Annotated in this window: 23 protein-coding genes and 1 other RNA gene; 6 read left to right on the top strand and 18 right to left on the bottom strand. The window is 71.4% G+C overall.

All coding sequences use genetic code 11. The features are described from left to right. Positions 1 to 1,204: 1,204 nt before the first annotated feature. The 3 genes from FL583_RS13795 to FL583_RS13785 are packed head-to-tail and all read right to left on the bottom strand — an operon-like array spanning position 1,205 to position 6,426. A complete protein-coding gene (locus FL583_RS13795; RefSeq protein ID WP_142705013.1) occupies positions 1,205 to 4,303 on the bottom strand; it encodes a bifunctional [glutamine synthetase] adenylyltransferase/[glutamine synthetase]-adenylyl-L-tyrosine phosphorylase in 3,099 nt (1,032 codons plus the stop codon). Further along, positions 4,300 to 5,067: a type 1 glutamine amidotransferase gene (locus FL583_RS13790; protein WP_205752112.1), complete on the bottom strand. Its 768-nt coding sequence runs from the start codon at positions 5,065 to 5,067 to the stop codon at positions 4,300 to 4,302. The genes FL583_RS13795 and FL583_RS13790 overlap by 4 nt, the downstream gene beginning before the upstream one ends. 9 nt (positions 5,068 to 5,076) lie before the next feature. Beyond that, a complete protein-coding gene (locus tag FL583_RS13785) occupies positions 5,077 to 6,426 on the bottom strand; it encodes a glutamine synthetase family protein (RefSeq protein ID WP_142705012.1) in 1,350 nt (449 codons plus the stop codon). A 200-nt stretch (positions 6,427 to 6,626) separates the two neighbouring features. On the opposite strand from FL583_RS13785, the gene panB reads away from it, so the two are divergent. Beyond that, complete coding sequence (gene panB, locus FL583_RS13780) at positions 6,627 to 7,460, top strand: 3-methyl-2-oxobutanoate hydroxymethyltransferase (RefSeq protein ID WP_142705011.1); 834 nt, start codon at positions 6,627 to 6,629, stop codon at positions 7,458 to 7,460. 1 nt (position 7,461) lies between these two features. Here panB and FL583_RS13775 read toward each other — a convergent pair whose 3' ends face one another. Genes FL583_RS13775 through FL583_RS13765 form a run of 3 tightly spaced genes read right to left on the bottom strand, consistent with a single transcriptional unit; the run spans position 7,462 to position 8,760 of the window. Further along, positions 7,462 to 7,875, bottom strand: a complete 414-nt coding sequence (locus tag FL583_RS13775) for a DUF1707 SHOCT-like domain-containing protein (protein ID WP_142705010.1) — start codon at positions 7,873 to 7,875, stop codon at positions 7,462 to 7,464. A 52-nt stretch (positions 7,876 to 7,927) separates the two neighbouring features. Next, a complete protein-coding gene (locus FL583_RS13770) occupies positions 7,928 to 8,113 on the bottom strand; it encodes an SPOR domain-containing protein (protein ID WP_142705009.1) in 186 nt (61 codons plus the stop codon). Positions 8,114 to 8,118: 5 nt separating this feature from the next. Beyond that, positions 8,119 to 8,760 carry a TetR/AcrR family transcriptional regulator gene (locus FL583_RS13765; protein WP_142705008.1) on the bottom strand — a complete coding sequence of 214 codons (642 nt, stop codon included), beginning with the start codon at positions 8,758 to 8,760 and terminating at the stop codon, positions 8,119 to 8,121. Between the two features lie 97 nt (positions 8,761 to 8,857). Here FL583_RS13765 and FL583_RS13760 point away from each other — a divergent pair, with 97 nt between their 5' ends. Then, positions 8,858 to 9,532 (top strand): SDR family NAD(P)-dependent oxidoreductase, encoded by a 675-nt coding sequence (locus tag FL583_RS13760; RefSeq protein WP_142705007.1) that lies wholly within the window; start codon positions 8,858 to 8,860, stop codon positions 9,530 to 9,532. 2 nt (positions 9,533 to 9,534) lie between these two features. Here the strand turns inward: FL583_RS13760 and FL583_RS13755 are convergent, their stop codons facing one another. After that, a complete protein-coding gene (locus tag FL583_RS13755) occupies positions 9,535 to 9,930 on the bottom strand; it encodes a hypothetical protein (RefSeq protein ID WP_142705006.1) in 396 nt (131 codons plus the stop codon). Positions 9,931 to 9,940: 10 nt separating this feature from the next. Continuing rightward, positions 9,941 to 10,447, bottom strand: coding sequence for a hypothetical protein (locus FL583_RS13750; protein WP_142705005.1), 507 nt, complete (start codon positions 10,445 to 10,447; stop codon positions 9,941 to 9,943). A 173-nt stretch (positions 10,448 to 10,620) separates the two neighbouring features. Between FL583_RS13750 and FL583_RS13745 the strand changes: the two genes are divergently transcribed. Both FL583_RS13745 and FL583_RS13740 read left to right on the top strand, forming a co-directional pair. Beyond that, positions 10,621 to 10,983: an ACT domain-containing protein gene (locus FL583_RS13745; RefSeq protein WP_142705004.1), complete on the top strand. Its 363-nt coding sequence runs from the start codon at positions 10,621 to 10,623 to the stop codon at positions 10,981 to 10,983. A 31-nt stretch (positions 10,984 to 11,014) separates the two neighbouring features. Then, on the top strand, positions 11,015 to 12,379 hold the full coding sequence (locus FL583_RS13740; RefSeq protein WP_142705003.1) for a tetratricopeptide repeat protein: 1,365 nt from the start codon (positions 11,015 to 11,017) through the stop codon (positions 12,377 to 12,379). A gap of 18 nt (positions 12,380 to 12,397) precedes the next feature. On the opposite strand, the gene rnpB is transcribed toward FL583_RS13740, so the two are convergent. Further along, positions 12,398 to 12,794: RNase P RNA component class A (gene rnpB, locus FL583_RS13735), an RNA gene on the bottom strand. A 50-nt stretch (positions 12,795 to 12,844) separates the two neighbouring features. Here rnpB and FL583_RS13730 point away from each other — a divergent pair. Continuing rightward, complete coding sequence (locus FL583_RS13730) at positions 12,845 to 13,618, top strand: sulfite exporter TauE/SafE family protein (RefSeq protein WP_142705002.1); 774 nt, start codon at positions 12,845 to 12,847, stop codon at positions 13,616 to 13,618. A gap of 34 nt (positions 13,619 to 13,652) precedes the next feature. On the opposite strand, the gene mctP is transcribed toward FL583_RS13730, so the two are convergent. The 9 genes from mctP to FL583_RS13685 form a co-directional block, all read right to left on the bottom strand. After that, positions 13,653 to 15,293 carry a monocarboxylate uptake permease MctP gene (gene mctP, locus FL583_RS13725; protein ID WP_142705001.1) on the bottom strand — a complete coding sequence of 547 codons (1,641 nt, stop codon included), beginning with the start codon at positions 15,291 to 15,293 and terminating at the stop codon, positions 13,653 to 13,655. 3 nt (positions 15,294 to 15,296) lie between these two features. Then, positions 15,297 to 15,533 carry a DUF3311 domain-containing protein gene (locus tag FL583_RS13720; protein ID WP_142705000.1) on the bottom strand — a complete coding sequence of 79 codons (237 nt, stop codon included), beginning with the start codon at positions 15,531 to 15,533 and terminating at the stop codon, positions 15,297 to 15,299. Between the two features lie 118 nt (positions 15,534 to 15,651). Next, positions 15,652 to 16,803 (bottom strand): bifunctional RNase H/acid phosphatase, encoded by a 1,152-nt coding sequence (locus FL583_RS13715; RefSeq protein WP_142704999.1) that lies wholly within the window; start codon positions 16,801 to 16,803, stop codon positions 15,652 to 15,654. Continuing rightward, positions 16,800 to 17,543 (bottom strand): zinc ribbon domain-containing protein, encoded by a 744-nt coding sequence (locus FL583_RS13710; protein ID WP_142704998.1) that lies wholly within the window; start codon positions 17,541 to 17,543, stop codon positions 16,800 to 16,802. The genes FL583_RS13715 and FL583_RS13710 overlap by 4 nt, the downstream gene beginning before the upstream one ends. Positions 17,544 to 17,571: 28 nt before the next feature. Further along, positions 17,572 to 18,396 (bottom strand): Nif3-like dinuclear metal center hexameric protein, encoded by an 825-nt coding sequence (locus tag FL583_RS13705; RefSeq protein WP_142704997.1) that lies wholly within the window; start codon positions 18,394 to 18,396, stop codon positions 17,572 to 17,574. 1 nt (position 18,397) lies between these two features. Beyond that, positions 18,398 to 19,648: a phosphotransferase gene (locus FL583_RS13700; protein ID WP_142704996.1), complete on the bottom strand. Its 1,251-nt coding sequence runs from the start codon at positions 19,646 to 19,648 to the stop codon at positions 18,398 to 18,400. 105 nt (positions 19,649 to 19,753) lie between these two features. Then, positions 19,754 to 20,095 (bottom strand): hypothetical protein, encoded by a 342-nt coding sequence (locus FL583_RS13695; protein ID WP_142704995.1) that lies wholly within the window; start codon positions 20,093 to 20,095, stop codon positions 19,754 to 19,756. 448 nt (positions 20,096 to 20,543) lie between these two features. Further along, positions 20,544 to 22,292: a hypothetical protein gene (locus FL583_RS13690; protein WP_142704994.1), complete on the bottom strand. Its 1,749-nt coding sequence runs from the start codon at positions 22,290 to 22,292 to the stop codon at positions 20,544 to 20,546. Between the two features lie 116 nt (positions 22,293 to 22,408). Then, on the bottom strand, positions 22,409 to 23,311 hold the full coding sequence (locus FL583_RS13685; RefSeq protein WP_142704993.1) for an NAD-dependent epimerase/dehydratase family protein: 903 nt from the start codon (positions 23,309 to 23,311) through the stop codon (positions 22,409 to 22,411). 286 nt (positions 23,312 to 23,597) lie between these two features. On the opposite strand from FL583_RS13685, the gene FL583_RS13680 reads away from it, so the two are divergent. Further along, the gene (locus tag FL583_RS13680) at positions 23,598 to 26,141 is read left to right on the top strand and encodes a carboxylate--amine ligase/circularly permuted type 2 ATP-grasp protein (protein WP_142705111.1); all 2,544 of its coding nucleotides are present in this window, start codon (positions 23,598 to 23,600) and stop codon (positions 26,139 to 26,141) included.

Raw genomic sequence — 26,141 nt, 5'->3', positions numbered from 1 at the left:
CACCACCGCGAAGCACGCGGCGACGCAGACCTTCATCGACTCCTCGCTGAACGGCTGGGCCCCGCCGTCGCGGAAGAGGAACGTCGGGACGAACATCGCGACCGCGGTGCCGACCCCGAGCGCGAGCCCCTCGGGAACGACGCCGGAGAGCAGCAGCGCGGCCCCGCACAGCCCGACGAACAGCCCGGCGACCGGGCTGGCGGCCGTGCTCGCGGCGGCCAGGAAACCGGCCAGCACCAGCTCCCACCAGCTCGCCCGGGGCCGGAGCAGGGCCCGGGCCCAGTGGGCCGACGGGTCGGGCGGCGGCCGGTAGCGGTGCGCCGAGGCGGCGATCACGCACAGCGCGAGCATGCCCAGCGCGATACCCATGGCGAACGTCGTCCGGCCGCTGACCAGGTTGAACACGCCGGTCACGGCACCGAGGACGCCGGCCGTGAGCGGACGTCGGGCGCCGACCTGGGCGAGCAGCCAGGCGAACGCGACCGCGGAGACGATGACCGAGATCGCGCCGACGCCCCGCGAGCCGAAGAGCGCGTTGGCCGGACCGGTGAACGCGCTGTACCCGAACGGGTAGACGCCGCCGTACCAGCGGAAGTCGATCGGGACGAACCCGTGCTCCTCGAAGAAGTGCCCACGGGCGACCTGGGCCGACAGGTCGGTACCGGCCAGCGGCAGCGAGAGGAATCCGACCGCGAGCAGCAGCGACGTCAGGAACGCGACGGTCACCGGCAGGCGGTGCGGCTCGGGCAGCAGCCGGGCGACGAACGCGTCCCAGGGACGCAGCGCCGGCTGCGGCCCGGTCTCGCTGACCGGCAACCGCAGATGCACCCCGGTGGGCTCGCCCCCCACCGCCCCCATCGCCGCCGTGTCCGGCCCGGCGTCGGTCGCCGCACCCATCGCCGCCGTGTCCGGCCCGGCGTCCGTCGCCGCACCCATCGCCGCCGTGGGCGGCCCGGCGTCCGGATCCGGCGCGGTGACCGGTGGCGCCGGGTCCCGCTCCGGAGACGGCGCCGGCGGCGCGGCCGCGGGCGGCACCGGCTCGCGCTGCTCCTCGGCCACCCGCGCGGCCGCCGCCCGGTCCGCCGCCGCGTCCGGCACGTCGGCCGGGGAAGCCACGGAAGCCGCGGAAGCCGCGGAAGCCGCCGAGGCCGGATCGGTCGGTGCCTGCGGGTCGGCGTCGCTCGGTGAGGCGGGCGAGACCGTGTCAGGCATAGAACACCCGCTCCACCGCCTGCCGACCGTGCCGCATCGTCCGCAGGTACTCGTCGAGAAACTCGCCGGTCTCGGCGTCCGCCGGCTGGCCGATCGCCCGCGCCACACCGAGCAGCTCCTTGCCGTGCCGCGGCAACTGGTCCGACGGACGCCCGCGCACGAGCATCAACGCGTTCCGCACCTCGGCCGCCATCTCCCATGCCGCCACCAGCGCATCATGGTCCACCGCGGTGACCAGACCGGCGTCCCGCGCCGCACCGAGCGCGGCGATCGTCTGCGTCGTGCGCAACCCCGGCACCGAGGCGCCGGACCGCAGCTGCAGCAGCTGGACGGTCCACTCGACGTCGGCCAGCCCGCCCCGGCCGAGCTTGGTGTGGGTCGCCGGGTCGGCGCCCCGGGGCAGCCGCTCCACGTCCACCCGGGCCTTGATCCGGCGGATCTCGGTGATCGCGGCCGTGTCCAGCCCCTCGGCCGGGTAGCGCAGCGGGTCGATCAGCTCGATGAACCGTCGCCCCAGGTCCTCGTCACCGGCGACCGGGCGGGCCCGGAGCAGGGCCTGCCACTCCCACGGCTTCGACCAGCGCCGGTAGTACTCGGCGTAGGAGCCCAGCGAGCGCACGAGCGGCCCCTGCCGACCCTCCGGACGGAGGTTCGCGTCGATCCCCAGCGGCGGGTCCGGCGCCGGGGCGCTGAGCAGCCGGCGCAGCTCCTCGGCGACGGCCCGGGCGGCCACCGTCGCGTCGTGCTCGGACGCGCCCTCGAGCGGCTCGTGGACGAACATCACGTCGGCGTCGGACGAGTACGACATCTCCGCGCCGCCCAGGCGTCCCATGCCGATGATCGCCATCCGCATCGGCAGGTCGCCCTGCCGCTGTTCGGCGACGACCCGTTCCGCCACCGAGAGCGCGGCCACCAGCACGGCGTCCGAGACGTCGGTCAGCGCGCGCCCGACCGTCGAGACGTCGTCCAGGCCGAGGAGGTCGGCGAACGCCGTCCGGAGAAGTTCGCGACGGCGCAGCGCCCGCGCGGCGACCACCGACACCTCGGGCGCGGTGTGCCGGGCGGCGGCGGCGCGTAGCGCGCCGTGCAGCACCTCGCGGGAGCGCGGCCGCAGCTCGGCGTCGTCGGCCAGCAACTGCAGGCCCTCGGGGTCGTGGGTGAGCAGCTCGGCGACGTACAGGCTGGTGCCGAGCAGGGTCGGCAGCCGCTCGGCGACCAGCCCCTCGTCCCGGACCAGGCGCAGGAACCACGGCGTCGCGCCGAGCCGGTCGGAGACCTGGCGGTAGGCGAGCAGGCCGGCGTCCGGGTCGGGCGCGTCGGCGAACAGCCCGAGCATCGCCGGCAGCAGCGCGCGCTGGATGTGCGCCCGCCGCGAGACGCCCTGGGTCAGCGCCTGGACGTGACGCAGCGCGCCGGACGGGTCGGTGAACCCGAGCGCCTCGAGCCGGGCCTGGGCCGACGACGGGACCATCCGTAGGTCCTCGTTGGACACCGTGGCCACGGCCTCGAGCAGCGGCCGGTAGAACAGCTTCTCGTGCAGCCGGCGCACCTCGCGGGCGTGCCGGGCCCACTCGGCCGAGAAGCCCTCCACCGGGTCCCCACTGCCCCGGTGGCCCAGCGTGGCGGCGAGCCAGCGCAGCTCGTCGCGGTCGGTCGGCAGGCTGTGCGTGCGCCGCAGCCGCTGGAGCTGCAGCCGGTGCTCGACCGTGCGCAGGAACCGGTAGGACGAGTCGAGCGCCTCGCCGTCCAGCCGCCCCACGTAGCCGCCGTCGATCAGGGCCCGGAGCGCGTCGAGCGTGTTGCCGCTGCGCAGGGTGGCGTCGCCCCGGCCGTGGACCAGTTGTAGGAGCTGCACCGCGAACTCGATGTCACGCAGGCCGCCGGGGCCGAGCTTGATCTCGCGCGCGGCCTCCTTGGCCGGCAGCGACTGCTCGACCCGCTGCCGCATCGCCCGGATCTCGGCGACCGCGCCCTCGCGGCCGGCCGCGCCGTCGCGGCGCGACGCACCCGTCGTCGTGCCCCAGACCAGCGGCGAGATCTCGCCCATCCAGGCCATGCCGAGGTCGAGGTCGCCGGCGATCGGCCGGGCCTTGATCAGCGCCTGGAACTCCCAGGTCCGGGCCCACTGCTTGTAGTAGGCCGCGTGCGAGGCGAGCGTCCGGACCAGCGGTCCGTCCTTGCCCTCCGGCCGGAGGGCCGCGTCGACCTGCCAGGCCACCTCCTGACAGATCCGCATCATCGAGCTGGCCAGGGTGGTGGCGGTCCGCAGCGCCGGGCCGGGGTTCTCGCCGTCGGGAAAGTCCGCGCCGGGCGCGCCCGGCTCGGCCACGAACACCACGTCGACGTCGCTGACGTAGTTGAGCTCGCGCCCGCCGCACTTGCCCATGCCGATGACGCCCAGGCGCACGGCCGGCGCGTCGGCGGGCAGCCCGGCCGCGGCCACCGCGAGGGCGGCCCGCACGGTGGCCTCGGCCAGGTCGGCGAGCTCGGTGGAGATCATCGCGACGTCGGAGCGCCCGGCCGGGCCGCTCTCGCTCAGGTCGCGGGCGACGGTGCGCAGCAGGCACCGCCGGTAGACCAGCCGCAGGTCGGCGACGACGTCCGGGTCCGAACCGCGGGCCCGTACCCCGCCGCTGCCCCAGGTCTCCCCGGCGTCGGTGGGCGCTCCCACCGCGTCCAGAAGGATCTCGCGGAGCAGCTCCGGTGACGGTTGCGAGGGTTCCCACACGCCGGAGACCAGCGCTCGCCACTCGTCCGGAAAAGCGCAGAGGTGATCGCCGAGGGAGGCGGACGCGCCGAGGACGCCGAACAGGCGGTCGCGGAAGCCGGCGTCGGTGCGGACGGCGAGGGCCAGCGCGGACGGGTCCTTCTGGGCCGCGTTGAGCCGGTGCAGCGTGAGCACGGCGAGGTCAGGATCGGCCGCGTGGGCGAGCGCGAGGATCAGCGCCTCGCCCTCCGGACCGTCCGGAGCCGAGGCCTGCGGGTTCCACCAGCCCAGGCCGTCCGGGCCGAGCAGGTCGGCCGTGCGGTCGGGCTGGACGAACCCGAGCCGGGCGAGCCGGCCCGTGCCGGCCGGAGCGGGTCGCGTCATAGGTTCACCACGGGCAGCGGGACGCCCGGACCGACCCCCCGGCCGGACGCGACCGCGACGAACCGCCCGGCGAACGGACGCCAGACCTCTTCGACGTCGTCCTCCACGGCGGCGCAGCGGGCCAGCACGGTCTCGGCGTCGAGGCCGGCCCGGGCCAGCGAACCGGTGTCGCCGTCGGCCCAGGACTCCAGCATCGGCTGGTCGCACTCGATGTGGAACTGGACGCCCCAGGCCTTCGGGCCCACCCGGTAGGCCTGGTTGGGCACCCGCGGCGAGGACGCCAGCAGCACCGCGCCGGGCGGCAGCGCGGTGATCTCGTCGACGTGCCACTGGTAGACGTCCGGGGTGAACGGCAGCATCGCGAACAGCGGGTCGCTCTCGGCGACGTCGCGCTTGGCGACCAGGAACGCACCGATCTCCGGCCCACTGGCGGCCGGCTCGACCCGGCCGCCGAGCGCCCCGGCGAGCAACTGGCCGCCGAGGCAGACGCCGAGCGTCGCGACGCGCTCGGCGACGGCCTCGCGCAGCAGGTTCCGCAGCGCCGGGAACCAGGGCGAGGCCGGCACCCCGTCGGTGTCGTAGGCCGGCTGGGCCCCGCCCAGCACGACGACGCCCTGGTAGCCGGCCAGCGACTCCGGGAGCGGCTCGCCGGCGTGCGCGCGGACGACGTGCAGCTCCGCGCCGGCATCGGTGAGCCAGTCCCCTAGTCGGCGGGCGTCGTCGTCAGCGTCGTTCTCGACTACCAGCAAACGTGGGTTGCTCACGTATGCAGGCTAGAGGAACGGCAAGTACCGCCGACGCTCGTATGCCGTCACCTGACGACGGTAGTCGTCCCACTCGGCGCGCTTGTTCTTCAGGAAGAAGTCGAAGATCTGCTCGCCCAGCGTCTCGGCGACCAGCTCGCTCTTCTCCATGTAGCCGAGCGCCTCGGACAGGTCGTGCGGCAGGTCCTGGTAGCCCAGCGCCCGCCGCTCCTCGGGCGAGAGCGACCAGACGTCGTCCTCGGCCCCCGGCGGCAGCTCGTAGCCCTCTTCGATGCCCTTGAGACCGGCCGCGAGCAGCACCGCGAACGTCAGGTAGGGGTTGCAGGCGGCGTCGACCGAGCGGATCTCGACCCGGGCCGAGTGCGGCTTGCCGTACCGCGGCACGCGGACCAGCGCCGACCGGTTGAGGTGGCCCCAGCAGATCGAGCTCGGGGCCTCGTTGACCGAGTTGGTCTGCACCCCGAACAGCCGCTTGTACGAGTTCACCCACTGGTTCGTGACCGCGGTGTACTCCTGCGCGTGGAACAGCATTCCGGCGATGAACGCCTTCGCGGTCTTGGAGAGCGTCATCGGGTCGCCCGGGTCGTGGAAGGCGTTGCGCTCGCCCTCGAACAGCGACAGGTGGGTGTGCATGCCGTTGCCGGCCAGGTCGGTGAACGGCTTCGGCATGAACGTCGCGGAGACGCCCTGGAAGAGCGCGACCTCCTTGATGACGTGCCGGAACGTCATGATGTTGTCGGCCGTGGCCAGCGCGTCGGCGTAGCGGAGGTCGATCTCCTGCTGGCCGGGCGCGGTCTCGTGGTGGCTGAACTCGACCGAGATGCCGATCCGCTCCAGCGCCAGCACGGCCTGCCGCCGGAAGTCGCGGGCGGTGGCGTGGGTGGTGTGGTCGAAGTAGCCGCCGGAGTCGACCGGGGTCGGACGGGTGCCGTCGGTCGGGTGGTTGGCCAGCAGGAAGAACTCGATCTCGGGGTGCGTGTAGAACGTGAACCCCTTGTCGGCCGCCTTGCGCAGCGCGCGCCGGAGCACGTGCCGGGGGTCGGCCCAGGACGGGGAGCCGTCGGGCATCTGGATGTCGCAGAACATCCGGGCGCTCTCGCCGGAGCCGGCGCCCTCGAACGGGAAGACCTGGAACGTCGAGGGGTCGGGCATCGCGACCATGTCGGCCTCGTAGACGCGGGTGAAGCCCTCGATCGCCGACCCGTCGAAGCCGATGCCCTCTTCGAAGGCGGCCTCGAGCTCGGCCGGCGCGACCGAGACGCTCTTCAGCGTCCCGAGCACGTCGGTGAACCACAGCCGGACGAAGCGGATGTCACGCTCTTCGAGCGTGCGCAGCACGAAATCCTGCTGACGGTCCACGACGGCTACCCCTCCAGTGCTCACGGTGCGTGGCCCGAAGTCTTCCGGGGCCTTGTTACGACGACGTTACGACGTGAGGGCGCGATGTGGTGAATCGCCCGAGTGACGAAGCCCACGCCGTTCGTTGTGCCTGGAGTGCGACGATTGGCGCACACCCGGGGACCCGCGTCGGTGGGCCTCGAGGAGGAAAGGGGACGAAGATGTCCGAGGAGATTTCTCTATACGGTGGCCCGTCGCATCGTCGGGTCCGGGCCCGTGATCTGGTCGCCGCCAAGGAGCGCGGTGAGCGGTGGGCGATGCTCACTTCTTACGACCAGTACACGGCCGCGCTGTTCGATCGGGCCGGCATCCCGGTGCTGCTGGTCGGCGACTCCGCGTCGAACAACGTGTTCGGCCACGAGACCTCGCTGCCGGTGACCGTCGACGAGTTGATCCCGCTGGTCCGGGCGGTGAGCGGGGCGGCGTCCCGCGCGATGGTCGTGGCCGACTTCCCGTTCGGGTCGTTCGAGTCCGGGCCCGCGCAGGCGCTGGCGACCGGCGTCCGATTCCTGAAGGAAGGCCGGGCGCACGCGGTCAAGCTCGAAGGCGGGGCGCGGGTCGCGCCGCAGGTCGACGCGCTGACCGGGGCCGGGATCCCGGTGTTCGCGCACGTGGGGTTCACCCCGCAGCACGAGAACCTGCTGTCGGGCTACCGGGTCCAGGGCCGCGGCGGCGACGCCGACCGGATCGTGGACGACGCGGTGGCGCTGGCCGAGGCGGGCGCGATCGCGGTGGTGCTGGAGATGGTCACGTCCGACGTCGCCAAGCGGATCACCCACGCGGTGCCGGTCCCGACGATCGGCATCGGCGCCGGTCCGCACACCGACGCGCAGGTGCTGGTGTGGCAGGACATGGCCGGGTTGCGCACGGGCAAGCTGCCCCGGTTCGTCAAGCAGTACGCGGACCTGGATGCGATCCTCGACGACGCCGCCCGGCGGTTCGCCGAGGACGTGCGGGCCGGATCATTCCCGGCCGAGGAGCACACGTTCCACTGAGTCAGTGATGGTGGCGGCGGCCGCCTCCGCGGCCGCCGATCACGAAGATGCCGAGCAGGAGCAGCGGGAACGCCGCCACCGCGCCCCGGCTCGCGGCCGCGAGCGCGCCGATCACCATGACGACGGCGAGCGCGATCAACGCGTACCGGACCCAGCCGTCGGAGCGTTCCGGACGCCTCACCGGTACGACGGGGGCGTGGGCGGGCAGGACCTCGTCGACGTGGACCGGCAGGTCGGCCAGTAACGGGCGGAGTTCGGCGACGGTCCGGGCGTTGAGGGCGCTGTCGACGCGCTGCTCGTACTCCTCGATCGTCAGCCGGCCCTCGGAGGTGTGTTCGCGCAGCAGGTCGGCAACCTTCTGGCGCTCGGCGTCCGAAGCCCGCACCGGCGGACGATCAGGTTCCTGCTGGGCCATGTGCTGCCTCCCGGGGTGCCTAGCATTGACGGTACCCCGGGAGTTCGAGTGATCAGTCGTTCCAGCGGCGGTCTTCGGCGTCGGCGATCGCGTTGCGGTTGGCGACGGTCTCCAGCGCCTTCTCCGCGGCTTCGCGCGTCGGGTACGGCCCGAGCCGGTCCGCCGACTTGCCCTTGTCGTCGTCGGTCTCGACCCGCTTGTGCTTCAGGTTCCACCAGTACCGGGTCTCATCGGCCATGCTGATCACCCTCCCTTTCGGTTCGAGCGGTTCCCGACGTCGTCGTCGGACAAACGGAGCTTGGGTTCGGCCAGCTGCCGGGCCGCTTCGACGACGGACGCCCGGCGCGCCACCCACTCGTCCTCGTCGATCGGGCCGGCCGTGAGCATGCGGGCGACCTGCGGGGCCGCGAACCACCAGTTGGCCACCGAGAGCAGCAGGAACATCAGGTGGTGGGCCGGGATCGTGTCGTCGAGCAGCCCGTCGCGCTGGGCCTGCCCGATCGCCTCGGCCTTGTCTCGATAGTGGACGCGACGGACGGCCTCGTCGGCGACCTGGCCGGTGTCGGCCAGGCTCTCCCACAGCAGGAGCCGGGGCAGCCCGGGGTTCTCGCGCAGGTAGTCGAACGTGCGGCCGGCCATCTCGGCGTAGTCCTCGGTGCGCGTGATGCGGACCGGCACGGCCGCGGCCACCTTGTCGAGCTCTTCGACGAGGACGCTCGTGAAGAGCGCGTTCTTGTCGCCGAAGTAGCTGTAGAGGCGCTCTTTGTTGGCGCGGGCGCGGGCGGCGATGCGCTCGACCGTCGTGCCGTGCAGGCCGTGCTCGGTGAACTCCTCGAGTGCGGCGTCGCGGAGGCGTCGCTTGGTGGCTTCGACGTCCCGGGGCATGGCTTCACTTTACCGTGACCAACTCCAACGTTGCCGTTGGCGCTGTGGATGGCGTAGCGTTTCCAACGTTCGCGTTGGAAACGATTGTGGGAGTGACATGAAGACGATGCTGATCCTCGGTGCGTCCCGCGGCCTCGGCCTGGGCCTGGCGGCCGAGTACCTCGCGCGCGGGTGGAACGTCATCGGGACGATTCGGGAGGGCTCCCCCGGCGGCCTGCCGTCGCTGGCCGACGACCGCCTACGGATCGAGACGCTCGACATCACCGACGCGGGGCAACTCGCCGCGCTCCGGACGCGCCTGGCCGGCGTGGTGGTGGACCTACTGTTCGTCAACGCGGCCATTACGAACGGGAACGTGCCGGCGGCCGAGGTGCCGACCGAGGAGTTCGTGGACGTCATGGTCACGAACGTGCTCAGCCCGATGCGGGCGGTCGAGGCGCTGGCCGAGCTGGTGCCGCCGACCGGCACGATCGCGGTGATGTCGTCGAGGCAGGGCAGCATCACGATGAACACGAACGCGGGGTACGAGGTGTACCGGGCGAGCAAGTCGGCGCTCAACCAGCTGATGAAGTCGTACGCGGTCCGGCACGCGTCCGATCCGCGGACGTTGCTGCTGGTGAATCCGGGTCACGTGCAGACGGAACTGGGTGGGCCAGGGGCGGTACGGACCGTCGAGGAGGCGGTACCGCCGATCGTCGACACGATCGAGAAGCGATCGGGTGAGCCGGGCCTGCAGTTCGTGGACTACGAGAACCAGGTGGTCCCGTGGTGAGCTCAGAACTCGTCGGGGCGGTCGGCGGTCCAGTAGTACTCGCCGTCGGGGTCGATGTCCGCCAGATCGCTCCCGCGTGCGCCGGTGACCGTGATCTCGTCGTCCCCGACGGTGATCGTGGTGCCGGCTTGCGCCTTGCTGAGCACTTCCTCGTTGAGGTGCACCAACAGCAGGCGCAAGCCACCCTCCTCGGGGCCCACGTCGGTCCATAGAGCTCGGGCGGAGGCCGCACTCGAGCGCACGTAGTTGGCGACGGCATCGGCCGGCGCGACGATGACCGCGGGCGGCTGCAGCGGCCGGCCGTTGAGCGTGTCGAGGAGGATCTTTCCCGGCTGCTCGGACAATCGGGCCGTCGCGTACGGCTCCAGGTCCTCGACGATCGCGCCAATGACATCCACGGGCTGCACCCTACTTGCACTGCTCATTCGACGGGAACGCGGTGATGATTCGCTTGGTCGACTCGGCGACGACCACCCGCGGAATGTTCGTTCCGACGGTCCGGGCGTTGTTCTTGTTGACGAGATAGACCACGCGCGAGAAGCAATAGGTCTTCACCTTCGGGTTGTAGGTGACCTGGTCGGGATCCCGGACAACGGTCGCGATCGAGAAGTCGGCGACGTCACGCCAATTCCGCCGCACCAGGAAGGCTGCCTGTTCCCACTCGGCCTGGTGGCGGTGGAGGATGTGCCGGTAGCCGAACCTCTTGTTCCCGCAGAGCAGGTTGGATTTGCCGCCGCGCAGGAAGTGCCCGGGCACGTCGGCCCGGTAGCGGTCGAAGGTGCGCACGATCTTGTTCTCCGAGGTGCGCCAGCCGCACGGGCGCCAAATGTCAGCGAACGCCGCCGGATCCCGAGTAGCCGCCTGCGCGGGACCCGGTAATTGCCACCCGGCCAGTAGAACCAGCACGAAGATCAATCGCCTTGCCATGGATCACCTCCATTGTGAGCGGTTCGGTACTCACGGCGGAGAAAGGAAATTCGTTCACGTCTTTTCGAATGAGGTTGGTGTTCATTCCTGAGTCGTGAGTGACACAACGACCCGGGGAAGAGGTCGTTGCACCACAGGTCGTCGCGCGTAACCTCAAACGCATGCCGACGTTCGTGCCTCAGCGCCTCGAGCTCCGACCGGAGACGTTCGCCGTGGAACGTCACGACACCGAAGACATCGTCGCCACCGGCGACTGGGTCGCGCTGGTCCGCGGTTCCGAGGGCCTCACCGTGATCCGCGTCGTCGACGACTCCCCCGACGGCTGGCGCGCGTTCGCCGGCCAGACCGCCCACGAGCTCGACGTCCCCGGCATGCTGCTGAGCATCGTCGCTCCGCTCTCCGCCGCCGACCTCCCCGTCTTTGTCGCCTCCACCTACGACGCCGACCTCGTGCTGGTCCCGGCCGCGCACGCGGCCAAGGCCGCGGAGCTGCTCCGCGACGCGGGCCACGACGTGAAGGCCTGACACTTTCCCTACTCGAGTGGTAGGAAAAACCATGGGTACCGCGCAGGAACACTTCGACCGCGCCGTCGACGAACTCCTCCACTTCCGCGCCGAGGTCGTCGAGGCCTCCGACGCGTCCCTCGCCGAGGACCCCACGTTCCCGATGGCCATCGCGCTACGCGCGTACCTCGGCCTGCTCACCACCGATGTCGACGACGCCGTCGCCACCCGTCTCTTCCTGGCCGACGCCCGGCCGGCCGCGCCCGACCTCCAAGAACAAGCCCATCTGGACGCCGCCCGGCGGCTGGCCGCGGGCGACTTCCACGGGGCCGGGCGGACGCTCGCCGACCTCACCGTGGAGTACCCGCGCGACGCGCTGGCGCTCGCGGTCGGCCACCAGATCGACTTCTTCACCGGCAACGCGACGAGCCTGCGCGACCGTATCGGCGCCGCGCTCAGCGCCTGGCACCCCGACGACCGCCACTACCCGAACGTCCTCGGCATGTACGCGTTCGGCCTCGAAGAGGCCGGGCACTACGACCGCTCCGAGGACGTCGGCCGGGAGGCCGTCGACCGCGACCCGAGGGACGTCTGGGGCATCCACGCGGTCGCGCACACCTACGAGATGCAGGGCCGCTTCGGCGACGGCATCCGCTACTTCGACGACCGGCTCGACCAGTGGTCGACCGACACGTTCTTCAACGTCCACAACTGGTGGCACTACGGCCTGTACGCGATCGAGTCCGGTGACCGCGACCGGGCGCTGAGCATCTACGACACGGTCCTGCACGGCCCGAACTCGTCCGGCGTCTCGCTCGAGCTGCTGGATGCGGCCGCCCTGCTCTGGCGGTTCGAGCTGGCCGGCGACCCGCAGCCCGACCGGTGGGCGGCGCTGGTGGAGCCATGGCAAGCGCGCTCGGCCGAGGCCTTCTACGCGTTCAACGACGCCCACGCCGTGATGGCCTACGTCGGTGCCGGTCGGTACGACCTGGCCGAGGCGCTGATCGCCGACCGGATCGCGTGGCTGGGCACGGATCACCCGGGAGTGAGCAACCAGGCGATGACCGCCCGGGTCGGCCTTCCGGTCTGCCGAGCACTGGTCGCCTTCGGCCGAGGCCAGTACGACGAGGTGGTCGACCTGCTAGCGCCGATTCGGTCGTACGTGAACGAATTCGGCGGAAGCCACGCCCAGCGGGACGCGGTCTACAAAACGCTGGTCGAGGCGGCGATCCGGGCGGGCCGGGTGCCGCTGGCCCGAGCGCTGGTCAGCGAACGTCTCAACGTCCGCCCGTGTAGCCCGTACAACTGGCTCAAGCAGTCCGAGGTGGCCCGAGCCCTAGGCGACGAAGCCGCCGCCGTAGCGGCTGCCACCCGAGCAAAGACCTTGGCCCACTCCGGCGGCGCGACCACTAGCTGAAAGCTCAGGCCAGGGCGGCGGACGAGTCGGCCTGTACGCCGGGTTCTGTGGCCGGAACCGAAGCTCCGACCGGCGGCCATCCATCTCAACCTGCCGTCACCGACAGGCTCTAGCGGTCTACCCGTGAACATCGGGCGGGCCGCCCTCGATCGTCCACGCAGAGCGACCTGAGCCACTCCTCTTGACCTTGCTCCGGGTGGGGTTTACCGAGCCGCCCCGGTCACCCGGGGCGCTGGTGGTCTCTTACACCACCGTTTCACCCTTACCGGACGTAAACGCCCGGCGGTCTGTTTTCTGTGGCACTGTCCCGCGGGTCACCCCGGGTTGCCGTTAACAACCACCCTGCCCTGTGGAGCCCGGACGTTCCTCGGCGGCACCCCCGAAGAGGCACCGACGCGACCGCCCAGCCGACTCGTCCACCGCCCGGCTGATCTTACGCACCACGGAAACGTACGGTGAGACCCGATGGACCACTCACTGAGCAACGTCGCTCTCCTCCTGGTCGCCGGGCTCGCCGCCGGCGCGGTGAACGCGATCGCCGGAGGCGGGTCGCTGTTGACGTTCCCCGCGTTGATCGCCACCGGGCTGCCCAGCATCGCCGCCAACGTCACGAACTCGGTCTCCGTCACGCCGGGCTACCTTTCGAGCGTCTGGGGCAGCCGGGAAGACCTCACCAACCAGCGGAAACGGGCCATGGCCCTGGTTCCCCTCGCGATACTCGGCGGCGTCGGCGGCTGCGTCCTCCTCCTCGTCACCCCGGCCGACGTCTTCGAGTTCGTCGCCCCGTTCCTGGTGCTCGCGGCCACCGCGGTGCTCGGCCTGCAGCCGAGGCTGCAGAAGATCGTCGGGCACCCGGCCGCACTCTCGTCGAAGAAACAGACCGCCACGATGGCGACCCTCACGCTGCTCGGCGCCGCCTACGGCGGCTACTTCGGCGCCGCGCTCGGCGTCGTCCTAGTGGCGGTCCTGGCCTTGGTTCTCGACGAGAAGCTGCAGCGCATCAACGCGCTCAAGAACGTCCTGTCGGCGACGATCGGGCTGGTGACGGTCGCGGTGTACGCGATCTTCGGGCCGGTGTCGTGGGTCGGCGTCGCAATCGTGGCCCCGGCCACGGTGGCCGGCGGGTACCTCGGCGCGCGGCTCGCCCGGAAACTGTCCGCCAAGGCCCTGCGCGCCACGATCGTCACGTTCGGCACCACGATCGGGCTCGTCCTGCTGTTCCAGGCCTTCCAGAGCTGAGGGTGCAGCCCGCGACCGGGCTGCACCGTCGCACTCACGTCGACGACTTGCCGTCCCCGACCAACTCCGGAATCTCACGCACGCCCGGATCCCCGGCCTCGGCCGTGTAGTCCGCCGGCTTCGTCGTGTCCTCCCCGTCGGCCACGTGCGCCGCCCGGAGGATCCACGTGCCGGCCACCGCGACCAGCAAATTCAAGCCGACGGCCAGGAACCCGGCGTAGATCGTCCACTTCGTGTCGAACCCCAGCTCCGAGAGCTTGAACGCCGACCCGCCGAAGTGCGCGTGCTTCGTCGCCGGGTTCGGGACCGTCCACAGCATCCAGAACCCGAACGCCATCCCGGCGGCCCAGCCCGCGACCAGCGCCCACTTGTGGAACCACCGCGTGAAGACGCCCAGCGCCACCGCGGGCAGCGTCTGCAGGATCACGACCCCGCCGATCAGCTGCAGGTCGATCGAGTACTGCGTGTCGAGCCCGAGCACGAGCACCACGGCCACGAACTTCACGACCAGCGACACGATCTTCGAGACCCGCGCCTCCTCGACCGGCCCCGCGTCCCGGTGGACGTACTCGGTCCAGATGTTCCGGGTGAACAGGTTCGCCGCCGCGATCGACATCACCGCGGCCGGCACCAGCGCCCCGATACCGACCGCCGCGTGCGCGACCCCGGTGAACCAGTCCGGGAAAGCCCAGTCGAACAGCAACGGCACGACCGTGTTCCGGTCCCCGGCGACGCCGGCAGCAGGGTCAGCCCCGACCGGCACGATCTTGGCCGCGATCGCCATCAACCCCAGCAACGCCAACAGCCCCAAAACAAACGAATACGCCGGCAACGCCGCCATGTTCCGCTTCACCGTGTCCCGCGACCGCGCCGCCAACACCCCGGTCAACGAATGCGGATACAGGAACAACGCCAACGCCGACCCCAGCGCCAACGTCACGTAGTTCAACTGATTGTTCGCATTCAGCAGCACCCCGGAACCCGCCGCCTGGGCCGCCGGAGCCGAGAACTTCGCCCCGGCCGCCGAGAAGATCGCGTCCCAACCTCCGAGCTTCGCCGGAATCACGATGATCGCCACGATCACCGTCAAATAGATCAGCGAGTCCTTCACGAACGCGATCAGCGCCGGCGCCCGCAGCCCCGAGTTGTACGTATAGATAGCCAGAATCAGGAACGCGATCGTGATCGGCCATTTGCCCTCGACGCCCATCGCCTTCAGCACGGCCTCGATACCGACCAGCTGCAGCGCGATGTACGGCATCGTCGCCAGGATCCCGGTGATCGCGACCAGCAACGCCAGCGTCGACGACCCGAACCGCGCCCGGACGAAATCGGCCGGCGTCACGAACCCGTTGACGTGCGACACGGACCACAAGCGAACCAGCGGCAACAGCACGATCGGATACAGCACGACCGTGTACGGCAAGGCGTAGAACCCCAGCGCCCCGGCTCCGAACATCAGCGCCGGAACGGCCACGAACGTATAAGCCGTGTACAGATCACCGCCGAGCAGGAACCACGTGATCCAGCCGCCGAAATTCCGGCCACCCAGACCCCATTCGTCCAGATGCTCCATCGAATCGGGGCGCCGCCAGCGCGAGGCGACGAACCCCAGCACACTCACGAAAACGAACAGCACCGTGAAGATGACGAGCTCGGTGACTTTGACGTCCATCGCTCACCGTCCCCGGGTCTGGCGGTAGACGACCAGCGTCACGCCGACGCTCAGCACGACGAAGAGCAATTGCAGCCAATAAAAACGGGGAATACCCCAGAGCGTCGGATCCGAGCCGTTGTACAGCATCGGCAGCAACGGCACGACGATCGGCACCAGCAGCAGCCAATACCAATGATTCCGATCGGATCGGGCCGGCGGCTGTTCCGAGGGCGAGGGTGTTTCCTCGGTAGTGGACATCGCTGTCCTCCTCACGCGCAGTGACGAGTCACGTGGCACAGGCGACAAGACACTAGCCCGCAAAAGCCTCAAGCAGAGCAGCCGCCGCGCCAAGCGGTCCCATCTCCGCGCCCGGCGGTCAGCCCAGGTGATGCGTGTCGTTCACCAAGCGCACGTTGGCCGGTCCGTCCGCGTACCAATCGACCTCGGACACCCCGGTCACGTCGAGCTGCAGCCGGTACAGCATCACCGGCGGCGCCTCGAGCGCCAGCCGCAGCAGCGTCTTCAGCGGCGTCACGTGCGAGACCACGACCACGGTCTCGCCGGCGTGGTCGGCGACCAGCCGCTCCCGCGCCGCGTCGACCCGCTCCGCGACCTGCGCGAAGCTCTCACCGCCGGGCGGCGCCACGTCCGGCGAGCTCAGCCAGGCGTCCACCGCCTCCGGCGACGACCGCCGGGCCTCGCTGAACGTCAACCCCTCCCAGGCTCCGAAGTCGGTCTCGACCAGGTCGTCGTCGAACTCGACCGGCACCCCGACCGCCTTCGCGATCAGCTCCGCGGTGTGCCGGGCCCGCCGCAGCGGCGAGCTGACCACCACGTCGATCCCCGGCCGCGCCGCCAGCCGCGCCGCGACCCGCTCCGCCTGCCGCACCCCGTCGTCCGACAGCGCCACGTCCCCGCGCCCGGAGAACCTCTTCTCCGGCGACAGCACCGAGGAAGCGTGCCGCACCAGCACCGTCGTGGTGGCCCGCCGTTGCGCCCCGCCCCTCCACCCGGGTCCGCCGTCTTTTTCCGACGCCGCCCGGCGAACCACCGCCGGACCGCTCGGTGGCGGCGTACCGGTGGAGCCGACCTCGGGCGCCGCCTGATCCCGGCGAATGTCGTTGCCGTCCATGGCCGTATTCGCCAACGCGTCGGCCCGGGAGTTCTCGGCCCGCGGAATCCAGGTGAGCGTCGTCTCCGGGAACGACCGCAGCAACTCGGTGGCCCGACTCACCAGCGGTTTCAGGTGGGCCTGCTTGACCTGCCAGCGCCCCGAGCACTGCTCGATGACCAGCTTCGAATCCATCCGCACGTCGACCCGCCGCGCCCCGAGCGCCTGCGCCGCTTCGAGCCCGGCGATCAGCCCCGAATACTCGGCCACGTTGTTCGTCGTGACCCCCAGACCCGCGGCCCGTTCGGCCAGTACCGTCCCGGTGGCCGCATCGAGCACGACCGCGCCGTATCCCGCGGTGCCGGGGTTCCCCCGCGAACCGCCGTCGGCCTCGACCAGGACGTGCTCGACACTCACAGACCGGACTCCGCCGTCCGGACCAGGATCCGGCGGCACTCCTCGCACCGCAGCACCTCGTCCTCGTCGGCCTCGCGGGCCTCCATGAGCGCGGTGCCGTACAGCTCGATCCGGCAGCCGCCGCAGCGGCGGGCGCGCAGCGCGGCCGCGCCGATGCCGCCGCTGGACGCCCGCAGCTTCTCGTACAGCGCCCGCAGGTCGTCGGGGATCTGCGCGGCCAGCGGCTCCCGCTCGGCGGTGCGGGCGGCGATGTCGGTGTCGATTTCGGTCTCCAGCGTGTCCCGGCGCACCTCGAGGTCGGCCAGCGCCTCGGTCGCCGCGTCGAAACGGGTCTGCACCTCGGAGCGGGCGCCGTCGGCGGTCTCCCGCTCCTCCATCAGCACCAGCTCGTCGTCCTCCAGCGCGGACTGGCGGGAGGCCAGCGTCTCGACCTCGTGCTGCAGCCGCTCGAGCTCTTTGGACGAACCGATCGTGCCGGAGTCCATCCGCTGCTGGTCGCGCTGGGCCCGGGTGCGGACCTGGTCGACTTCTTCCTCCAGCTGGTGGATCTTCCGGTCGAGCTCCTCGACGCCGGACTCCGCGGTGGACAGCTCGTCGCGCAGTTCGGCCAGCGTGCCCGCGGTCTTCTCGATCTCGGCGTGCTCGGGCAGCGTGCGCTTCCTGTGCGCGAGCTGATCGATCGAGAGGTCGACCGCCTGCAGGTCGAGCAGGCGGAGCTGGTCCGCGGCCGGTGCCTTCACGATGCTGCCAATCTCCCGGTGCCGGTTGTCAGGACGTCCACGCCGGAACCACCGCACGAGTCCACGGGTCGGTGACGAGGTCGGAGACGAAGACCTCCACCGTAGCGGGGTCGAGGGCAGCGTCGAGGGCAGCGGCGGCCTGTGCGAGCCACGGCTGTTCGCTGGCCCAGTGGGCGACGTCGAGTAGCGCCGGTCCGCCCGCCTCGGAATGCTCGGAAGCCGGGTGATGGCGCAGGTCGGCGGTGAGGAACGCGTCGACGCCGGCTCGCGTAGCGTCCCCCAGGTAGGAATCACCGGCACCGCCGCTGACCGCGACCGTCCGCACGATGCGGTCGGGGTCGCCGGTGAAGCGGATGCCGCCGCTCGTCGGAGGCAGCGCGTGCGCGGCGGTCTCGGCGAGCTCGGCGAGCGTCATCGCGGTGGGAAGTTCACCGATCCGGCCGATGCCGGTGTTCTCCCGGCCCGGGTGCGGATGCAGCGGCCGCAGGTCGCGGAGATCGAGGCGAGCCGCGAGCGCGTCCGAGACGCCGGGGTCGGCCGAGTCGGCGTTGGTGTGGGCGACGAACAGCCCGGCGCCGGCGCGGATCAGCCGGTGCAGCGTGTTGCCCTTCGGCGTGCTCGCGGGGATCGCGGTGACGCCGCGGAGCAGGAGCGGGTGGTGCGCGACGAGGAGGTCGGCGCCCCAGCTCAGGGCTTCGTCGACGGTGGCGGCGACGACGTCGACGCTGAAGTAGACGCGCTGGACCTCGGCGGCGGGGTCGCCGCAGACCAGGCCGACCGCGTCCCAGCTCTCGGCCAGAGCGGGCGGGTAGAGCCGGTCGAAGATTTTCGTGACGTCGGCGATCGTGACCACGTCAGCAGGCTAGTGCGTGCCCGATGACCGCTTCCGGATCGCCTCGGTGGTAGATCTGCTCGTCGGGCTCGATGCCGTCGAGGAACTCCTGGTAGCGGACCGCGTAGGCGAAGTGGGCCAGCGGTTCGGCCAGGCGCAGCGCTTCCGCGGGGTCGCTGCCCGGCGCGGCCGCCGTCCAGGCGTCGACCCAGGCGGTCCGGGCCGTCGCGCGCCGCTCCGGAGGCAGGTAGTCGATGGCGCGCAGGCCGTCCTGGACGGGGTTGCCCCAGTAGACGTCGGCGAAGTCGAGGACGGTGGGAGGGGCGTCGGCGGAGCCGCGCCAGTTGCCGGGGTGGAAATCGCCGTGGACGAGGGTGTCGGGCAGGCCGCACCGGTCGAGGTCGGTCCAGCGCCGATTGAGGGCGCGGGCCCGGGTGACGGTCTCGCGCGGGAGCGTGGGGGCGAGCCGGGCGAGGAGCCGCTCGAAGCGCTCCCCGAGGACGGACCCCCGCCCGTCCCGAAGCCCGCCGGCCGGTACCGAGGCCGGGCCCGGGGCCGGAGCCGGAGCCGGAGCCGGAGCCGGAGCCGGGGCCGGAGCCGGAGCCGGGGCCAAGTCGGAGGCCGGGGCCGGGGCGGAGGCCGGGGGCGGGGGCGGGAGTTGGGCGAGCGCGGCCTGGGCGTGGACCCAGCGGGTGATCGTGCTCGTCACCTGGGCGTCGGAGGCCTGCCAGAGGTCGCGGCCGGGGATGTCGGAGAGCAACAGCCGACCGGGGCCGGACGCGAGCACGACCGGAACGAGCGACGGATCCACCGCCGCGACCGTGGCGATCGCGCTCCCCTCGTCGGCCGCGAACGGAGGCGTCGCCTTGAGCCAGACCGGCCCGTCCGCGGTGGGCAGCGTGAACAGAGCAGCCAGGTTCCACGACTTGTGCTGCACCGGCCGCCCGGTGACCGTGACGAACCCGCCCGCCCAGCGGAGCAAATCCGCGATGCCATCCGGGGTGGCCCAAGGAAGCCGCAACGGTTCGTGCCGATCGCTGAACACCGTAGACCGAAGAGCCCCCACCGGCCGCGAAGTCGCCTCCACGAGGTAGGTGACGTGCCCACCCCGCCCTCCGTCCGACCCCTCGACGCGCAACAGCCGAAGGACCGTGACCGGCACCCCGAGTTCGATCTCCAGCGCCGCCGCCACCGGCGCGACCTCGGCCCACCACGCGGAGCCGACCGGGAACGGCCCGGTCTCCCCGAGGACGGTGCCCCGGAGCGTGACCACCGCACTGACCGTGCGCCCCACCGAATCAGCCCCTCGCGCCGTCCGGAATCAGGGACGGAAGCCCGCCCCGCGGATCGGCCCGACCGTAGCGAGGGCGGTGCGGACTCACCAACGGAATTCGAGCCCGCCGAACCCGCCGACGTGCAGGAGGCTGATCGCCATGACGAGCCCGGGCAACCCGAGCGCCCCGCCGACCAGCCCGGCCAGAGCCAGTGCGGACCCCCGCCGCCGCTGCCGCTCGCACCGCCGAAAGGCGATCGGCCCGAGCACCACGCCGCCGACCGAACAAGACGCCAGGAGGAGGCCCTTGGTGATCCCACTGGGTACGAACGCAAAGCCGACGCCGTACAGGTCGAGGTAGGGCAGCCCGCCGAGGAAACCCAGCCCGCCCAAGACGAGCGCCGCAATTGCCAGCCGATCCCGCCTGGCCCTAGCTTCTCCGCCCATTGGCCCCTCCCCCAGACCTGATCGGCCCGTCCACGAACCGCTTGAGCCTTCGCCGAGGCTGCTACCCGGCGTGGCCGCCGGGCTCGGGCCGCTGCTCGCGACGGGTCTGCGAGGCCGGTGAGGCGCATCCAGGTCAGCGAACGCGAACGGACGCCCGAACCGCGTCAGGGGTGCCCGAGTTCAGTCGGCCCGTCAGACGATGCTCCGTGCTCGACGAGGGCGCCGTCGAACGTCACGCCAGCGTCGACTCCCCTGTCGGCGAGCGTGCCATCCAGTCGAGGTCACCGACGAGGCGGGGCGCTCTGGACGCGAAGCCCTCGAGGGCGGCCGCCTCCGGGTGGTGAACAGGTGCCGGAGCGCCTTCGCGTCGATCTCCGGCAGGTCGGTGTCCTCCGCGGGACAGCCATCCGGATGATCGGATGATCGGGGCTGGAGCTCGGGGCACAGGCTACTCGCGGCGTTCGGCGAGGCCGGTCAGGGCTACCACGATGAGCGTGGAACCGATCCAGCCGACAATGCTCGTCGCGTACAGCCACGCCCGCACCCCGCGGCCGGCCGGCGTCGCGGTCGTGGGCTGCCAGAGCGACGCCTGGTGCAGGTCGAGAATCGGCGTCATGTTCTCCAGCGCGTAGGCGGCCGGAATCAGGCACGGATACTCCGTCGTGCAGCGGGACGCCGATATCGAGGGCTTCCCGGTTCGGGCGTTCTCCGGGACGTTGTCACCGGTGGGTACGAACACGGCCGTGTTGCTCGCGACGATCCACCACGTGAGCAGGACTCCGGCCAGGATGAGCCACGCGGGCCGCAACGGCCGGTATCCGTGCGCGATCGTGACGCCGAGGAACCGGTTGGCGGCCCTCTGATACCAGCCGAGATCCCCGAGCAGGCGCTCGTCGTCCCGAGCCGCGATCTGGATTCGGCGAGCATGGTCGGGCAGACCCGACTCGGTCATGACGCGGGCGAGCTGACGGTACGGCTGTGGTGAATAGGCCGGTGCGCGGCGAAGCCACGCCAGCCGCGCCTCGACGTCGGTGGGTGCCTCGCTACCCAGGCGGGTGTACGAAAATCCGGCGAGAATCAGGTTTCCCCTCACGGGCCAACTCTCCGCGTCGTCCGAGAGTTCACCGACCGATGCGCCCGACAGATCGATCGTCCCGGTCGGACGACGTTCCAGTCCACCGAGCTGGAGTACCTCACTGACGTGGGCATTCCGGAGGTCGAGGGCGACGCCGTCCGGGTTCTCGAAGGTCGATCCCGCGAACTGGATCTCGTGGAGGATCGCGCCGGCGAACCCGGTCTCGCCCCGAAGATGGCATCCGTCGATGACGAAGGCGTCACCGGTGACCTTGATGCCGTCCGCTGACAGCGCGTAACCGTCCGGGTCGGAGAACTTCGAGCCGCTGATCCCTAACTGGCCGGCGATCGAGGCTCCGAGGAGCCTGGTTTCGCCGATGATTTCGCACCCCTCCACGAAGAACACCGCGTTTCCGATCTCCGCACTGTCGGCGGCGAGGGCGGTGCGCCCGCGGTTGGCCAGCTTGGCCCCTTCGAACACCAGTTGGCCACCGATCTTCGCGCCGACCAGGCGCAGTTCTCCGCGGGACTCGCAACCTTCCAAGAAGTACATGTTGCCGCCCACGGTGATCCCGTCGGCGTCGATGACGCATCCGCCGCGGTTGGACAACGTGGCCCGCCGAACATCGAATTCTCCGCCGACGGCCGCGGATGACGCGAGGATCTCCCCGGTGCACGTGAATCCGTCCCGGAGCAGCACGTCGCTGCCTACGTGGGCGCCGTCCGCACGCATCCCCGCGAGGGTGCTCCCGTCGAGAATCAGATCGTGAGCGATGTTCGCGTCCGAAAGCCCGAGCGTTTCGGCTCGGCAATGAAGAAGCTCCAGCCCGGGCAGGGTGGAATACGTCAAGTCGATGTGCTCGGCGATGACGCACTGGCGAAACCGAATAGGGACGTCGAGCGTCTGCCAACTCCAGTCCCATTCACCGACGATTCTTGCTCCCTGGAGGCGCAAGCCCCTGGGGTGGCCGCCACCTTCGGCCAGGAGCCGGAGAAGCAGGGTCGCTTCCACCGCCGGCAGGGGCGAGTCCTCATCCGGACGGCCGCCCGGCAGACCGGGTGAGAGGCGTGCCTCCTGTCCCGACGCCCACGCCGCTCGTATCTGCGCCTCGGTGTCGTCCACGGCTCTCCTCGGCGGGAAGGATCACGGCACCAAGAGGGTGCCAGCGCCTCTCGCGCGGCGAATCACCGGGGCTGTTCCTGGCGGGCCGCCCCCGTTCACCCGGGACCCAGCCACCGTTACACGGGCGCCAACGCCGCGCTTGCTTCCCACAGATCCCTCAGCGACGTGTGCAACGGCCGTGAAGGCGTCCATCCCAACGCCCCCCTCACCGCCGATATGTCCGCCCGCTGCCACGGCACCAACGTCGCCCCGCCTCCATCCGTCCGCAGGCCCCCGGTGAACCCGGCCAGCGACAACAGCGTCTCCACCATCGTCCGGGTCGGCGTCCCGACCCCGCTCCCCACATTCAGCACCGCGGGCAGCGCCGCCTGCCCTCGCGGGCGCAACGCCGCCGCCGCTACCGCGTCGGCGACATCGCGTACGTCCACGTAGTCGCGCACGTCGTCCAGCGGGCCCGTCGTCACCCCGGAGTTGCCGGCCCGCAGCTGCGCGACCACCCTTCCGGCCCCGCCGGAGATCGGGGCATCCGGGCCGATCGGGGTCGTGACCCGCAGCGACACCGCGTCCAGGCCCGCGCCGGCCGCGGTGCGCACCAGGTGCGTCGCCGCCAGCTTGGCCAGGCCGTAGGTGGTGACCGGACGCTCGGCGGCGTCCTCCCTGGTCGAGACCCCGGCCTCCCCGCGGCCGTACTCGGCCGCCGACCCCAGGTGCACGAGCCGGATCGACCGGCCGGCGGTCAGCAGCGCGTCGACCAGGTTGCTCACCGCGACGACGTTTCCCGCGGCCAGCGACGCGATGTCGCCGGACGGCGCCCCGGCGCAGTTCACGACCACGTCCGGCATCGCGTCGCGCAGCGCGTGGGCGACTCCGACGACGCCCTCGGTCAGGTCGAGCCGGACGTCGGCGTGCACGTCGCCGCGGCGGGCCGCGGTGATCACCGACAGCCCGTCCTCCGTCGCGAGCCGGGCCCTCACGTGGTGCCCGACGAAGCCGTCGGCCCCCAGCAGCAACACCCTCATGCCTCTGCCATGCCCTTATCAGCCGATTACCACTCATTCCTCACGGTGGTTGGCACTGGCGCCCACCGGGCACTCTGAAGGGAACGCGTGGGGGCGAGCGCACTGGACGAACCGGACGACAAAGGGGTTGGGATGTGTTGCCGGAAATTTACCGGCTCCTCACACCTCAGGTACTCGGGCCGGAAACGATCAGTCCCCAGCCGTCAACCCCGGCGGCGCACGCAAAGGCGGTGTGTAGGTGGCGGGTGACCAGCAGGAAGCTCAGCGGCTGGCGGAGGCGGCCACCGTGCCGGCGTCCGAGCCGCTGGACCTCGGCGTCGAAGAGGAGTTCCACGTCGTCGACCTCGACAGCCGCGAGCTCGTCCCGCGCGCCCCGGACCTCCTCGACCACCTGCCTGCGTCGTCGTTCTCCCCGGAGCTGCACCGCTCGGTCGTCGAGACCAACACGAAGGTGCACATCAGCCTGGAGCGCCTGCGCGACGAACTCGTCGCTCTGCGACGCCAGGCCTGCGAGGTGGCCGACGCCCTCGGCCTCGGCATCGTCGCTTCCGGCACGGTCCCTCTGGTCGACGTCGAAGAGCTCGCGCTCACCCCGAACGCCCGATTCGAGCGCATGCTCGACGACTACCAGCTCCTCGCCCGTGAGCAGCTCATCTGCGGCGCCCAGGTACACGTCGGCATGCCCGACCGGGACGTGGCCGTGGCCGTCGCCCAGCGGGTCTCGCAGTACCTCCCGGTGCTGCTGGCGATCTCGGCCAGCTCGCCGTTCTGGATGGGGGAGGACTCCGGCTACGCGAGCATCCGCTCCCTGCTCTGGCAGCGCTGGCCCACCGCCGGGGCCAGCGGCCTGGTCGAGTCGGCCGAGGACCACGACTCGCTGGTCGCCGAGCTGATCGCGTCGGGCACGATCACCGACCCGGGCATGATCTATTTCGACGTCCGCCCGTCGGCCCACGTCCCGACGATCGAACTGCGGGTCACCGACGCCTGCCCGGCCGTCGACGACGTCGTGCTGCTCGCGGGCCTGTTCCGGGCGCTGGTCCGGCGGGAGCGGGACGCGGTCGCGGCCCGGTACCCGCTGCCGCGCATCCGCGGGCCGCTGCAGCGGGCCGCGATGTGGCGGGCGGCCCGGTCCGGGCTGGAGGGCGACCTCGTCGACCTGTCCGGCTTCGCCCACCCGGTGCCGGCCGCCGAGGCCGTCCGGGGGCTGGTCGACTCGCTGCGCCCGCAGCTCGAGGCGGCCGGCGACTGGGAGTACGTGACCGCGCTGACCAACCAGGCCCTGGCCCGGGGCAGCGCCGCCGACCGCGAGCGCCGGGCGTTCGCCCGTCGCGGCCGGCTGGCCGACGTCGTAGACATGCTGCTGGCCGAGACCCGCGCCGGAGGCGCGGTCACCGTCGGTGGGTTCGGCGGCCAGGAGGCCCTGCTGGCCGGGTACACCTCCGACGGCGACGAGGTGATCACCGCCGAGGGAACCGTGGTGCCGGCCTACGAGCCGATGCTCCAGCTGCTCGAGCGTCTCGGCGCCGGCGGGCTGCGCGACCGCGAGCACGAGCGCGACGCCGAACAGCGCTCCCACCGCATGACGTTCCGGGTGGCCGGCGAGACCACGGCCCGGCTGTTCCCGTTCGACGTCATCCCGCGGATCGTCCGGGCCGACGACTGGGAGGCGCTCGGCAAGGGCCTGATCCAGCGTGTCCGGGCTCTGGACGCGTTCCTCCGTGACGTCTACGCCGACCGGGAGGTCGTGAACGACGGGATCGTGCCGGGCTGGGTCGTCGACGGCGCTCCCGGCCTGTTGCCGCTGGCCGCGCTGATCCGCCAGCCGGTCCGCGCGCACATCGCCGGCATGGATCTCGTCCACGACGCCGCCGGCCGCTGGAGCGTCCTCGAAGACAACCTGAGGGTGCCCTCGGGCCTGGGGTACGCGCTGACCAACCGTCGGCTGACCGACCACATCTGGCCGGACCTGCCGCGGCCGGCCGGACTGCAGTCGGCCGAGACCCTCCCCGGGATCCTGCGGTCGACGCTGGAGGCGGCGGCGCCGCCGCGGATGCGCGGCAGCGGACCGCAGGTCGTCGTGCTCAGCCAGGGGCCGGTCGACTCGGCCTGGTTCGAGCACCAGCTGCTGGCCGAGGAGATGGGCGTCCCGGTCGTGCGGACGACCGACCTGGTGGTCGACGACCGCGCGGTCTACCTGCACCGGCACGGCACCCGGCGCCGGGTGGACGTGATCTACCTGCGCCTGGACGAGGACACGCTGGTGCACGCCCCGGCCGGCGACGGGCGGCCGCTCGGGCCGCCGCTGCTGTCCGCGGTCGGGGCCGGCGCGGTGACGCTGGCCAACGCGCCCGGCAACGGCATCGGCGACGACAAGGCGATCTACGCCTACGTCCCCGACTTCATCGAGTACTACCTGGGCGAGAAACCGCTGCTCGCGCACGTCCCCACGTACCTGTGCGGCGACCCGGAGCAGCGCGACGAGGTCCTGCGGCGGCTGAACGAGCTGGTGGTCAAGCCGGTCGACGGGTACGGCGGCGAGGGCGTGCTGATCGGTCCGCGGGCCTCCGACGAGGAGATCGACCTGGTCCGGCGGCAGATCAAGGCCGCACCGCACCGGTGGATCGCCCAGGAGACCATGCACCTCTCGACGCACCCGGTCTTCGACGGCGCCCGGCTCACCCCGCGCCACGTCGACCTGCGGGCGTTCGTGTTCATGGGAGAGAAGCCGGTGGTCGCACCGGTGGCGCTGACCAGGGTCGCCCCCGAGGGCAGCCTGGTCGTCAACTCCTCGCGGGGAGGCGGCGCCAAAGACACCTGGATCCTGTAG

Source organism: Cryptosporangium phraense (genome assembly GCF_006912135.1).
GTDB lineage: Bacteria > Actinomycetota > Actinomycetes > Mycobacteriales > Cryptosporangiaceae > Cryptosporangium > Cryptosporangium phraense.
Note: the sequence above shows the minus strand (reverse complement) of the source record. Positions and strands in the feature narration are given on the sequence as shown.